General features: G+C 28.2%; 13 protein-coding genes and 1 other annotated feature. Of the genes, 8 read left to right on the top strand and 5 right to left on the bottom strand.

Annotated elements, in window-relative coordinates:
- Positions 1-32: 32 nt before the first annotated feature.
- The 3 genes from EJL03_RS04520 (at position 33) to EJL03_RS04510 (ending at position 5,071) form a co-directional block, all read left to right on the top strand.
- Positions 33-650 carry a cyclodeaminase/cyclohydrolase family protein gene (locus EJL03_RS04520; protein ID WP_125152773.1) on the top strand — a complete coding sequence of 206 codons (618 nt, stop codon included), beginning with the start codon at positions 33-35 and terminating at the stop codon, positions 648-650.
- An 80-nt stretch (positions 651-730) separates the two neighbouring features.
- Positions 731-951 (top strand) — a binding site (T-box leader).
- Positions 952-996: 45 nt separating this feature from the next.
- Positions 997-3,639, top strand: coding sequence for a valine--tRNA ligase (locus EJL03_RS04515; RefSeq protein WP_125152772.1), 2,643 nt, complete (start codon positions 997-999; stop codon positions 3,637-3,639).
- A 130-nt stretch (positions 3,640-3,769) separates the two neighbouring features.
- Positions 3,770-5,071: a bifunctional folylpolyglutamate synthase/dihydrofolate synthase gene (locus EJL03_RS04510; RefSeq protein WP_125152771.1), complete on the top strand. Its 1,302-nt coding sequence runs from the start codon at positions 3,770-3,772 to the stop codon at positions 5,069-5,071.
- A gap of 80 nt (positions 5,072-5,151) precedes the next feature.
- On the opposite strand, the gene EJL03_RS04505 is transcribed toward EJL03_RS04510, so the two are convergent.
- Entirely contained in the window at positions 5,152-5,394 is a 243-nt protein-coding gene (locus EJL03_RS04505) for a TIGR03905 family TSCPD domain-containing protein (protein ID WP_125152770.1), read from the bottom strand.
- A 132-nt stretch (positions 5,395-5,526) separates the two neighbouring features.
- Here EJL03_RS04505 and EJL03_RS04500 point away from each other — a divergent pair, with 132 nt between their 5' ends.
- The gene (locus EJL03_RS04500; protein WP_125152769.1) at positions 5,527-6,411 is read left to right on the top strand and encodes a YncE family protein; all 885 of its coding nucleotides are present in this window, start codon (positions 5,527-5,529) and stop codon (positions 6,409-6,411) included.
- Here EJL03_RS04500 and EJL03_RS04495 read toward each other — a convergent pair whose 3' ends face one another.
- Complete coding sequence (locus EJL03_RS04495) at positions 6,412-6,939, bottom strand: DUF4364 family protein (RefSeq protein ID WP_125152768.1); 528 nt, start codon at positions 6,937-6,939, stop codon at positions 6,412-6,414.
- A 341-nt stretch (positions 6,940-7,280) separates the two neighbouring features.
- Between EJL03_RS04495 and pdaB the strand changes: the two genes are divergently transcribed.
- From pdaB to EJL03_RS04480, 3 genes are all read left to right on the top strand, one after another.
- A complete protein-coding gene (pdaB, locus tag EJL03_RS04490) occupies positions 7,281-8,024 on the top strand; it encodes a polysaccharide deacetylase family sporulation protein PdaB (protein ID WP_125152767.1) in 744 nt (247 codons plus the stop codon).
- 136 nt (positions 8,025-8,160) lie between these two features.
- Entirely contained in the window at positions 8,161-8,688 is a 528-nt protein-coding gene (locus EJL03_RS04485; RefSeq protein ID WP_125152766.1) for a hypothetical protein, read from the top strand.
- An 80-nt stretch (positions 8,689-8,768) separates the two neighbouring features.
- The gene (locus EJL03_RS04480) at positions 8,769-9,476 is read left to right on the top strand and encodes a single-stranded DNA-binding protein (RefSeq protein WP_125152765.1); all 708 of its coding nucleotides are present in this window, start codon (positions 8,769-8,771) and stop codon (positions 9,474-9,476) included.
- A gap of 46 nt (positions 9,477-9,522) precedes the next feature.
- Here the strand turns inward: EJL03_RS04480 and dapD are convergent, their stop codons facing one another.
- Complete coding sequence (gene dapD / locus EJL03_RS04475; RefSeq protein ID WP_125152764.1) at positions 9,523-10,233, bottom strand: 2,3,4,5-tetrahydropyridine-2,6-dicarboxylate N-acetyltransferase; 711 nt, start codon at positions 10,231-10,233, stop codon at positions 9,523-9,525.
- 160 nt (positions 10,234-10,393) lie between these two features.
- On the opposite strand from dapD, the gene EJL03_RS04470 reads away from it, so the two are divergent.
- Positions 10,394-11,545 (top strand): pyridoxal phosphate-dependent aminotransferase, encoded by a 1,152-nt coding sequence (locus tag EJL03_RS04470; protein WP_125152763.1) that lies wholly within the window; start codon positions 10,394-10,396, stop codon positions 11,543-11,545.
- 30 nt (positions 11,546-11,575) lie between these two features.
- Here the strand turns inward: EJL03_RS04470 and dapB are convergent, their stop codons facing one another.
- Both dapB and dapA read right to left on the bottom strand, forming a co-directional pair.
- Positions 11,576-12,325 (bottom strand): 4-hydroxy-tetrahydrodipicolinate reductase, encoded by a 750-nt coding sequence (gene dapB, locus EJL03_RS04465; protein WP_125152762.1) that lies wholly within the window; start codon positions 12,323-12,325, stop codon positions 11,576-11,578.
- Between the two features lie 21 nt (positions 12,326-12,346).
- The gene (gene dapA, locus EJL03_RS04460; RefSeq protein WP_125152761.1) at positions 12,347-13,231 is read right to left on the bottom strand and encodes a 4-hydroxy-tetrahydrodipicolinate synthase; all 885 of its coding nucleotides are present in this window, start codon (positions 13,229-13,231) and stop codon (positions 12,347-12,349) included.
- Positions 13,232-13,518 lie beyond the last annotated feature (287 nt).

Below are 13,518 nucleotides of genomic sequence, written 5' to 3'. Positions count from 1 at the left end.
TAAAACTATATTGAATTTAGGAGGAATTTTTTATGTTAAAGGATATGACAGTAAAGGAATTTATATATGAAACAGCTTCAGAATCACCAGCACCGGGGGGTGGAAGTATTGCAGCATTAAGTGCGGCTTCAGCGGCAGCACTTATTGAAATGGTTGCAAATCTAACTATGGAAAAAAAAGGTTATGAAGATGTACAAAATGAAATGAATGAAATAAAGAAGGTATCTGGAGAATACAAAGAAAAATTTATAAATTACATAGATGAAGATTCCGACTCATTTAATAAAATAATGGCAGCATTTAAAATGCCAAAAAATAATGAGGAAGAAAAAGCAGAAAGGACAAAAAGCGTTCAATCAGCATTTAAGGGAGCAGCAACTGTTCCACTAAATGTAGGTAAAGATGCTTTTAAATTATTAGAATTAGCTGAAAAAGTGGTATTAAAAGGCAATCAAAATGCTGTTACAGATGGGGCGGTTGCTGCAATGTCAGCTAGAACTGCAGTACATTCAGCATTTTACAATGTTAAAATAAATTTAGGATCGATAAAAGACACAGAATTTGTTAAGTGTGCTGAAAAAGAGATGGAGTCAATAGAGAGTAAAGTTAATGATATGGAAAAAGCAATTCTTGCAAAGGTTAATTTATAAAATATAAGTATATATAAAATAGTACTATTGACAGTTTTTCAAATTAGGTTATAATAAAGGTTATATTATAGCATAATAATATAAAAGCTTAGAAAAAGAGGAGTAAGGGATAAGAAATACTAAGAGAGGAAAGTTCAATGGCTGAGAAACTTTCTGTATGAATTACCTTGAAGGTAGCTTTTGAGCTTCTTTGCTGAATTAGTAGTAGGCAAAGACGGTTTTCTTAACCGTTAAAATTATAAGAGCCTGTAAATTTATATTTGCAGGAAAAAAGGTGGTAACGCGCGCTGTCGTCCTTTTAGATGGCAGCGTTTTTTTTTATACAAAAAAATCGGGAGGTATACATATGAATGAAAATTTAAATATCGCTAAAACTTATGATCCTAAAGAGTTTGAAGGTAGAATATATGAAAAGTGGGAAAAAGGTAAATATTTTACTCCGAAAGTAGATAAGAGTAAAAAACCATTTACTATAATTATGCCACCTCCAAATATAACTGGAAAATTGCATTTAGGGCATGCTTTAGATAATAGTTTACAAGATTTTTTAATAAGAGTTAAAAGAATGCAAGGATATAGTACTTTATGGCTTCCTGGAGAAGATCATGCAAGTATAGCAACAGAGGTTAAAGTAGAAAATGAACTTCTTAAAAATGGAATTAAGAAAAAGGAAATGGGAAGAGAAGCTTTTCTTGAAAAGGTATGGGAATGGTCAGATGAATATAGAGATAGAATAAGAACTCAGCTTAAAAAGATGGGAGTATCAGCTGATTTCTCAAGAGAAAGTTTTACTATGGATGAAAATCTAAATAAAGCGGTAAGGGCTGTATTTGTAAAATTATATGAAGAAGGACTTATATATAAAGGAAATAGAATAGTTAATTGGTGTCCAAAATGTATGACTGCAATATCAGATGCAGAAATCGAATATGAAGAACAATCAGGACATTTCTGGCATATAAAATATCCAGTTATAGATACCGATGAGTATTTAGAAATAGCTACCACAAGACCAGAAACAATGTTAGGAGACACAGCGGTAGCCGTTAATCCAAAAGACGAAAGGTATGCTCATTTAGTTGGGAAAAAATTAAAACTTCCCCTTGTAAATAAAGAAATCCCTATAATTGCGGATAATTATGTTGACATGGAATTTGGTACAGGGGCAGTTAAGATTACACCGGCTCACGATCCTAATGATTATCAGGTTGGTAAAAGACATGATTTACCAGAGGTTATAATTATGAATGAAAATGGAACCATTAATAAATTAGGTGGAAATTATGCTGGCATGGATAGATATGAAGCAAGAAAGGCTATTGTTAAGGATTTAAAGGAACAAGGGTTCTTAGTTAGCATAAAGGATCATGTTCATAATGTAAACTGTCACGATAGATGTGGTTCGGTAATTGAGCCTATGATATCAAAACAATGGTATGTAAAAATGGAGGAACTTGCTAAACCGGCCATACAGATTGTAAAAAATAAACAGATTAAGTTTGTTCCTGAGAGATTTGATAAAATATATTTTAACTGGATGGAAAATATTCAAGATTGGTGTATATCAAGACAATTATGGTGGGGACATAGAATACCAGTATGGTATTGTGAGGAATGTGGAGAAATGATAGTAACTATGGATTCTCCAATTAAATGTACTAAATGCTCAAGTAGTAGTTTAAAACAAGATGATGATGTTTTAGATACTTGGTTTAGTTCAGCTTTATGGCCATTTTCAACATTAGGTTGGCCAGATGAAACAGAGGATTTAGACTATTTTTATCCTACTGATGTACTTGTTACAGGATACGATATAATTTTCTTTTGGGTTGCTAGAATGATATTCTCAGGTTTAAATAGTATGAAAGATATACCATTTAGTACTGTATTAATACATGGTATAGTTAGAGATTCTGACGGTAAGAAGATGTCAAAGTCATTAGGAAATGGTGTTGATCCTTTAGATATAATAGAAAAATATGGTGCAGATGCTTTAAGATTTATGCTAATTACAGGTAATGCTGCTGGAAATGATATAAGATTTTATGAAGAAAAGGTTGAGGCAGCTAGAAATTTTGCTAATAAGGTTTGGAATGCTTCAAGATTTGTTATGATGAATATTGATAAAGAACTTATGGAAAAGTATAAAAATTGTAAGGACTACACTATAGCTGATAGATGGATATTATCAAGAGTTAATACTTTAGTGAAAGAAGTAACAGATAATATAGATAAATATGAATTAGGAATGGCATCACAAAAGGTATATGAATTTATGTGGAATGAGTTTTGTGATTGGTATATAGAGATTGTAAAGCCAATATTATACGGGGAAGATGAAAAGGCAAAGGGTGTTGTATTTAATGTATTGTTTGATGTATTAATATGTGGTCTTAAATTATTGCATCCAGTAATGCCATATATAACAGAGGAAATATTTACACATATTCAAGAGGAAGAAGAGACTATAACTATTGCAGCATGGCCAGAATTTAAAGAAGGATTAAGAAATGAAAAAGCAGAAGTTAATATGAACTATATAATTGAAGCAATAAAGAGTATAAGGAATGTAAGGGCTGAAATGAATGTACCTAATTCAAGAAAAGCTAAGGTTATGATTTATGCTCTAGAGGGAAAGGAAGCTTTCCAAGAGGGAAAGATTTATTTTGAAAAATTAGCATCAGCTAGTGAAGTTATATTTTTAGATTCTAAAAAACAGGCTCCAGAAAATGCTGTGTCATTGGTCTCTAAGGGAGCAGAAATATATATGCCATTACTTGATTTAGTAGACATAGAAAAAGAGTTAGAAAGATTAAGTAAGGAAAAGGAGAAATTAGAAAAAGAAATAGAAAGAGTAGAAAAGAAACTTTCAAATGAAAAATTTGTAAGTAAAGCTCCAGAAGCAGTTGTTAATGAAGAAAGAGTCAAAGGTGAAAAGTATAAAGAAATGTTAGAAGCGATTTTAGAAAGAATAAACAGTCTAAAATAAGGGTTGAAATATTAGGAGGGTGGAATTTTAGGTAATTGAAAAGTGGAAAATGTATTAAAAAACAAATAAAAATTATATTTTTCACTCTTCTTTCTTAATTTTTAGCTAAATAAGAATTGGGGGATTTATAATGAATTACAGGGAAGCAATAGCTTATATTGAAAATACTGCAAAGTTTGGTAGTAATTTGGGAACGAAAAGAACTGATAAAATATTAGAATTACTAGGTAATCCTCATAAAAAAATAAAATGCATACATATAGCAGGAACTAATGGAAAAGGTTCTACCACAGCAATGATTTGTAGAATATTAGTAGAAGCTGGTTTTAAGGTAGGTATGTATACTTCACCATATATAGAAGAATTTGAGGAAAGAATTCAAATAAATAATAAGAATATACCTAAAGATGAATTAGCTAAAATAGTAACAAAAGTATCTGAGGCTGTTAATGAAGTTATTAAGTTAGGTTATGAACATCCTACAGAATTTGAAATAATAACCTGTGCAATGTTTTTGTATTATTATGAAACAAAGGTTGATTTTGCAGTTGTAGAAGTAGGATTAGGGGGAAGATTAGATTCAACCAATGTAATTATGCCTTTAGTAAGTGTAATTGCTTCTATAAGTTATGATCATATGAATATATTAGGAGAAACTTTATCTGAAATAGCAAAAGAAAAGGCAGGCATAATTAAAGAGGGTGTGCCAGTAGTTTTATATCCTCAGAGTATAGAAGTAGAAGAAGTTATAGAGAAGGTATGTAAACAAAAGAATTCTCCATTATGTAAATTGAACAAAAATTCAGTAAAAAGTGTGGATAATGTGTATAATTCACCTTGTCAAAAGTTAATAATTGCAACACCAATAGATAACTACAATATAGAACTAAGATTACTTGGAACACATCAATTGTTAAATTGTGCATTGGCGGTAAATACAATTGAACAGTTAATAAATTTAGGAGTAAATATTAGTAAGGAACATATATTAAAAGGACTTAAAGATGTTACATGGCCTGGCAGACTTGAAATAATGGGTTATAATCCTATGGTAGTTTTAGATGGAGCTCATAATATAGATGGTATATATAATTTAAGAAAAAGTATAGAAAAATATTTTAAATATAATAAAATAACATTGATATTGGGAATATTAAAGGATAAACAAGTAGAGGATATGATAAAGACTATAACGCCTATGGCACATAAAGTAATTGCAGTTACACCTAAAAGCTATAGAGGGAAAAATTGCGAGACGTTAGCTACTATAATAAAAAAATATAATAAAAATTGTGAAGCACTATGTAGTTATGAAAAAGCCTATGAAAGGGCAATAGACACATGTGATGATAATGATTTAATAGTTATATGTGGCTCTTTATATATGATAGGAGATATGAGAAGAATAGTAAAAGAAAATAAAAATAGATAATTATATTATTATGTAGTTAAAAATAAATACAAATAATAAGAGGAGAATTTTTAAAAATTCTCCTCTTGTTCATATTAATTTTATTTTATAGCTTCTTCAATAGCTTTAGATAATTGATCAGGACAGGAAGTGTTTTTATTGCCACAGGTTAATCCTTTTAATCTTTTTATTGCTTCTTGTGCGTCCATTCCTTCTATTAGATTAGATATTCCTTTAAGATTTCCGTCACAACCTCCTGTAAATTCCACTTTAACTATTTTGTTATCCCTTATATCAAAGTTTATTTTTCTTGAACATACTCCATTTGGAATATAAGTGTACATTATAAATTCCTCCTTAATAATGTTATAACCAAATTATATAATATGAAATTATAATCTACAATAATGATTTATAATTAATAATCTCACTTTTTTATAATGCTACATATTATATCTGTGAGGAGGGAAATATAAATGAGTTATTTATTTGTTTGCAATACATCTTCAGATTGTGTATCAAAGGTAGATTTAAATATGTTTAAGGAAGAAAACAAGATAACTTTAAATTCAAATGGTTTTAGTAAAATAGGACCTCATGGAATATGCAGATATAAAGATAAATTGATAACAGCAAATAGTTATGGAAATAGTATTTCTATAATAGATATAAAAGAGAATAACGAGGAATCAAATCATTTCATAGGTATGCATTGTAACGATGTAATAGTATACGATAATAATGCTTATATAATTTGTGGAGAACTCAATAATGTAGTTGTATTTGATCTGATAAAAAGTAAGTTGGTGGAGGAGATTCCCTGCGGAAATTTACCTCATAGTATAGTTTTAAATAAGGAAAAGAAGTTATTGCTTATATGCAATATGGAAAATGATACAGTAACTTTAATAGACTGTATTAATAGAGAAAATACAAAGAATATAAAAGTGGGAGCTTATCCAACAAAAGCAGTATTTAGTGTAGATGGTCAATATATATTTGTTTGTGAAAGTAATTTGGGATCAGATTCTAGAGGTAGTATAAGCATTATTTCTTTAAAAAACTTTAAAGTTTTATATAGAATTACTGTAGGAAATTCTCCTGTAGATATGTATACTGATGAAAAGTATTGTTATGTATCAAATTTTGGAGAAGGAACAGTGAGTATTCTAGATATAAACTGCTATAAACAGTTAAAAAAATTAAATATAGGAGGTATGCCTAGAGGGATAATAAAAAATTCTAAAGATATTTATGTTGGTGATAATTATAATAATTTATTAATTAAAATAGATATTGAAAATGGAGAGAAAAAAAATATACCAATAGGCGGGGAACCTACAGGTATTATATTGGTTTAATTAATTTTCAGTTGTTAATAAATCAATTATACTAGCATATATCTGGGAATATTTATTTTTCCATTTGCTACACAAATCTCTTGCTTCTTTGTTAGAACTTACGGTAAGCTTTAAATCAATTAATACAGTTTTATCATCAACAGCCCTTAAATTGACAATAAATTTATCTTTATGTTCTATGGTGTAATCAGAAGTTATCGTTAATTCTTTCTTTATAGTATCCATTTGCTTATTTAAATACTCATTTATTGCATCTAGTTTATTTTTTGAAACTCTATTCATAAATAGAGAAAGAACTTTTTCACCTTTAGGAGTTAATTCTAGTCTATGTTTAGACTCCTCAGTATATGTTAAAAAATTAGAAGCAATAAGTTCGGATAAATATTGTTGTAAGGTAAAATAGTTTATAAAATTATTTTCTAAAATCATTTGAGTTATTTGATTATTAGATACAGGAACTTTAATTTTGTTAAATATATAAAGCAGAAGAAGCTTGTTTTCCGCTAAATCTGAAGTATCTTCAAACATTTTTATCCTCCCCTAAATTTATTTAAATATTATTTAAATCAAATTACTATATTAATTATAGCATAAAATTAAAAAATGAATAAAGCACCGTTTAACGGTGCTTTATTTTAATGAATAGAATATTAAGAGGTATATAAATATTTATGAAGGGGTCGGATTGAAAGAATATTTATAAATTAATAGTAGTATCTCAAATTATGCTTGTAGGTATACTATTAAATTAAAGGCAAATAAGTTTTACTAATACACAAAAGTTAATTTATAGTTAAAATATTTGTAATAATTTTACTTCCTGTGTGCATATAAAGGTTAGAGAGAAGTTTATATTTGGAGGTATTATTTTGAAAAGAGGGGTTTTAAAAAAAGTCATATTTTCTATATTTTTATTAGCAGTTAGTGCAGCGTCGGCTATATTTTTTAAAAATAAACCTGTGTTTAATATAAACAGAAAGCTGCCTATATATTGTGTAGAAACAAAAGAGAAAAAGGTTGCTATTACATTTGACACTAATTGGGGAAAAAGCAATTTGAAAGAAATTTTAGATGTAATGGATAAACATAAGGTTAAAGCAACTTTTTTTTTAATAGGAAATTGGATTGATGATTATCCAGATGAGACTAAAGAAATATATAAAAGAGGGCATGAACTAGGGAATCATTCCAATGCACATCCAGATATGATTGGAGTGTCTAAGGAAAGAATAATAAACGAAATTAGCATAACAGATGCAAAAATAATGAAAATAACAGGAAAAACTTCAAAACTTTTTAGATGTCCTTCAGGCTCATATAATGATCATGTTATAGATACTGTAAATTCTTCAGGGCACTACTGTATACAATGGGATGTGGATAGTATAGATTGGAAAGCAGAGGGAGCAGATAAAGAATATGACAGAGTAATAAAAAAAGTAAAACCAGGATCTATAATATTATTTCATAATGATGGTAAATATACTGCTAATAATCTACCCAAAATTATAGAGTATTTAAAGCATCAGGGCTTCGAATTTGTTAAAGTGGGAGATCTTATATATAAAGATAATTTTTATATAGATAATAGTGGTAAACAGGTTAAAAAGTAAAAATAATCATAAGTTGTTGAATGAATGGTATATATGTATTATAATGGAAATATATAATAAAGACTAAGGAGAAGTATAAAATATTAACTCCTGTTAAAAATAGACTTAGAGTTATATATTTGGGAGTTGATATTGTATGAAAAGTATAATTGTTGTTGATAAAAATAAGGAGTTTAAAATTATTTTACAAAAAGTCTTAAATATATTGGGAGTAACTCATGTATTGGTGCAAAATGGTGATGTAAATAAGTCAGAGTTATATAATTACTTAGTTTTAAATGGGTTAGAAAACGATGATATATTAAAAAATATATCACAGATGCATTTTGACTATATATTAATGAATATGGACAATGATACACATAATAGCTTGAATATGTATGGAAATATAATAACTTATGGGTTTGGTAATAAAAATACTATAACCATATCCAGTGTTGAAAAAGACAGTGGTAATTTTGTATATTGCCTTCAAAGATATATACAAAATAATAAATGTAATTTAGAACCTCAGGAAGTCCCAATAACAATACCTTTTACAAATAATAATGAGTTGTATGCATATATTGTTGCTATAACTATAGCTATGGTTGAGGGAAAAGACATGTGCAATATAAAAGGATATTTGAATTTACAAAAAGAATATAAAAATTTATTTAAATAAAACTAGTATATTTCATATATTATTTGAATAGTTATATGTTGTATGAAATATTTAAGATACTAAGGGAAAGAGGGGTTATAATGGAGAATTTACTACAAAATAATAAAATCTATTTAGAAGGTATAGTGGTTTCAGAATTACAATTTAGCCATGAAATGTATGGTGAGGGTTTTTATACTTTCTATATTGAGGTGCCTAGATTAAGTGATGCAAAGGATCAATTATTTATTACGGTATCAGAAAGACTTATAGGAAATATGGATATTAAAATGGGCACAGAACTTGTAGTTGAGGGACAGTTAAGATCATACAACAAATTTATAGATGGAGCTAATAGGTTGATTTTAACTGTTTTTGCAAGAAATATTGATATATGTAAAGAAAGAAGCAAGAATCCTAATCAAATATTCTTAAATGGATTTATATGTAAGCAGCCTGTATATAGGACAACTCCTTTTGGAAGAGAAATAGCAGATTTGTTACTGGCTGTGAATAGGGCTTATAATAAATCAGATTATATACCAACTATAGCTTGGGGAAGAAACTCAAGATTCTGTAAGGATTTGGGAGTTGGGGATAATATAAGAATATGGGGAAGGCTTCAAAGTAGAGAATATCAGAAAAAAATTTCTGAAGAAGAGGTTATTAAAAAAATAGCTTATGAGGTTTCTATATCGAAAATGGAAAAAGTAGAGGATGAAGAAAATAATGATATTAATGAAGAAGAAATAAATGATGAAGTAACTATAAGTGAAGAGGAAGAAATTGAATTAGCACAAAATTTATAAATTGGAAAAGCTTAACATGTTGAATTTCAACATGTTAAGCTTAAATTTATTTTCTTAAATCATCTAATATTTGAGTTTTATCTTTAGTTTTTTCATCTATCCTTTTAATTACTTTAGCAGGAGTACCTGCTACCACTACCCCAGCAGGAACGTCTTCTACTACAACAGAACCAGCTGCAATGACAGAACCTACACCTATATGTACACCTTCTAATATAACTGAATTTGCACCAATTAGTACATTATCCTCAATTATACAAGGCTGTTTACTAGGTGGTTCTAAAACACCTGCTACCACAGCACCAGCACCAAGATGAACCCGTTTGCCAAGTTTTCCTCTAGCACCTACTACTGCATTCATATCAATCATAGTACCTTCACCTATTTCTGCCCCTATATTTATAATAGCCCCCATCATAACAACGGCATTTTTCCCTATAGTTACTTTATCTCTTATTATTGCACCGGGTTCTATACGTGCATCAATGTTAGTCATATCTATAAGAGGTATAGCAGAATTTCTTCTATCGTTTTCTAAGGTGAATTTTTTTATTTGTTTTCTATTTTTGGTGATAAAGGTAGTTATTTCATTATATTCCCCAAACAAAACAAAAAAGTTATTTTCACCATAGACATCTATAAGTCCGAAATCTAAATCTTTTAAGTTACCGTCTATATAGGCCTTTATAGGAGTGGATTTTTTTGTGTCTTTTATATAACGTGCTAATTCATATGGATCGGTTAAATTGTAACTCATAGTACATCCTCCTTGGCTAGTTTTTATATATAATATATCACTTAATATGAAAAATTATAATAAATATTATATATAAAACAAAGAATAATTTAAACTATAGTTTGATAAGATATATTTAGTAAGTATATAATATTAATAATTAATACAAAGGGGGGGTAAAATGGATGATAGGTTGATATCTGATTATGTAAAAAATATAGAAGTATCTGGTATAAGAAAATTTTTTAATAAAGTTAACAAGTACCAAGATGCAATTTCACTAACTTTAGGGCAACCGGATTTTAAACTTCCTAAAGAAATTAAAGAAGGATTAATTCATGCTATCAATAATGATAAAACTGGGTATACATCTAATATTGGAATAAATGAGTTAAGAGAAGAGATATCAGTATATTTAAAAACTATTAATATAGATTATAACAAAGATGAAATATGTTTAACTGTAGGTGGAAGTGAAGCTTTATTTGATGTATTTACAACAGTATTAAATCCTTTTGATAAAGTTTTAATACCAACTCCAGCTTATCCGGCCTATGAGAGTTGTACAAAATTATTAGGAGCTATCCCAATTAACTATACTTTAAATGCAGAATTTTTATTAGATATAGATAAAATTGAAATGCTAATAAAAAAGGAAAAACCAAAGGTACTGGTGATATCCTTTCCTACTAATCCTACAGGGGCGGTAATGATTAAGGAAGATAGAGATAAGTTATATGAAATTATAAAAAGAAATAATATATTGGTAATAACAGATGAGATATATAGTTCATTGTGTTTTGATAAAGATTATTATTCTATAAGTCAATTTAAGGACATAAAGGAAAAGGTCATTTTAATAGGTGGGTTTTCTAAAATGTTTTCTATGACTGGTTTAAGAATAGGATATTTATGTGCAGAGGATAAATATATGAAACATATTATTAAAGTTCATCAATATAATACTAGTTGTGCTCCATCTATAGTACAATGGGGTGCATTATATGGACTTAAATATTGTATGGAAGATGTAGAGTATATGAAAAAACAGTTTATAAAGAGAAGGAATTATGCATATGAAAGGTTAACTAACTTAGGTTTTCAGGTTAATTTTCCTAAAGGAGCTTTTTATATATTTCCTTCAATAAATAAATATAACATGAGTAGTGAAAGGTTTTGTAATAGGTTATTAGAAGAGGGAAAAGTAGCTGTGGTACCTGGTTCAGCTTTTGGAAGAGCTGGGGAAGGATATATAAGAATATCTTATGCATATAGTTATGAAGAGTTAAAGGAAGCTTTTAATAGGATTGAGAAGTGGTTAAAAACAATTTAAAAAAAAGACCCAATAAATTTGGGCCTTTTTTTAACCTATAACATCTTCCATATTATATATTCCTGCTGTTTTTTTAAACATAAATTCACATGCTTTAAGAGAACCTATTGCAAATACTTCACGAGAAATAGCAGTATGTTTTATTTCTATGGTTTCTCCTATACCAGCAAAGATAATATCATGTTCTCCAACAATTGATCCCCCTCTAATAGCATGAATACCAATTTCTTTTTTATCACGTTTGCCTATACCATCTCTACCAAAAATAAATTTAGTATCTTCAGTTATGGAATTTTTAATTGTATTTGCTAATAGTAGAGCTGTACCACTAGGAGAATCTACCTTTTGGTTATGGTGTTTTTCAATTATCTCTATATCAAAATCTTTAAATAATTTTTCACTTATATTCTTTAATATAGAATTTATTATATTTACTCCTATGGACATATTAGCAGATTTAAAAATTGGAATAATTTTAGAATAATTCTCAATACTTTTTAATTGTTCTTCTGAATATCCAGTAGTGCATAGTATTAATGGTAATTTATTTTTATCACAGTAAGTTAATAAATTTTCTAAACTATCAGGTCTAGAAAAATCTAATACAACATCTGCTTTTACTAAACATTTATCTATAGATTCAAAATTAGGATATTCAGTAGATGAATCTATAGTTTTATCTATTCCAGCTACAATTTTTAGATTGGAAAAGCCTTTTGAAACTTCAGTTATAACTTTTCCCATTTTTCCATTACAACCACATAAAATTATATTAATCATTTTATCCTCCTAAATTATAACTTATTTTAAAAGACCGAAATCTAACATATCTTTTTTTAATATTTCTAAAGTATTTTCTTCCATGTCACAAAGAGGGAGTCTTAATTTCCCTACATTCATTCCTAATAGGTTCATAGCTGTTTTTATAGGAATAGGATTTGTTTCTATAAATAATGAGTTAGTAAGTGATAAAGTGTCTAATTGTATTTTCAATGCTTCATCTATTTTCTTATGCATATACAAATGGCACATATCATGGACCTCTTTAGGAAGAATATTCGAAAGAACAGATATCACTCCTATACCTCCTAAAGAAAGGATAGGGATAATTTGATCGTCATTTCCAGAATAAATATCTAGCCTATCTCTTAAAAGGGACTTAATTTTTGCTATTTGACTTAAATCACCACTAGCTTCTTTTATCCCAACTACATTATTACATGTATTACAAATCTTAACTAAAGTACTAGGGGAAATATTCATACCAGTTCTACCTGGTACATTATATAAAACAATAGGAATATTTACATTATCATTTATACATTTAAAATGATGAAGTAATCCTTTTTGAGTGGTTTTGTTATAATAAGGTGTAATAATAAGAAGACCATCCACGCCAATACCTTCTGCCCATTTACTAAAGGTTATAGAGGAGATAGTATTGTTATTTCCTGTACCGGCTATAACAGGGATTCTTTTATTAACTTTTTCAACTGTAAATTTAATAGTACTTTTTCTTTCTTCTTCAGTCATAGTTGAAGCTTCACCAGTGGTTCCACATATTATTATGGCATCGGTATGATTTTTTATATGCCAATTTATAAGTTCTTCCAGTTTATTAAAATCTACTCCATGTTCATTAAATGGGGTTACTAAAGCTACACCAGACCCTTTAAAAATACTCATGTAAGCATCTCTCCTAACATATTTAAATAATTCTTTCATAATATATATATATTGCAATTTTTATTGCAAACAAGGCTAATTTGTATGATTTATTATATATATTATATAAAAAAAATTAATACTGCATAGTAAAATCCCTCCTAAGAAACTATTTAATATAATTATATAACTGATATAGAAAAAATTATATAGATTTTCTAATAAAACTAATAGTGTTTATTAATATCAATATATTTTATTAAGAAAAAATAGTGTTAAAGAATTTAGTGGATAGTTATTCATTTAGC

Origin of the sequence: Clostridium rectalis (assembly GCF_900626095.1) — a bacterium.
GTDB lineage: Bacteria > Bacillota > Clostridia > Clostridiales > Clostridiaceae > Clostridium_AS > Clostridium_AS rectalis.
This window is presented reverse-complemented; position numbering and strand designations above follow the sequence as displayed.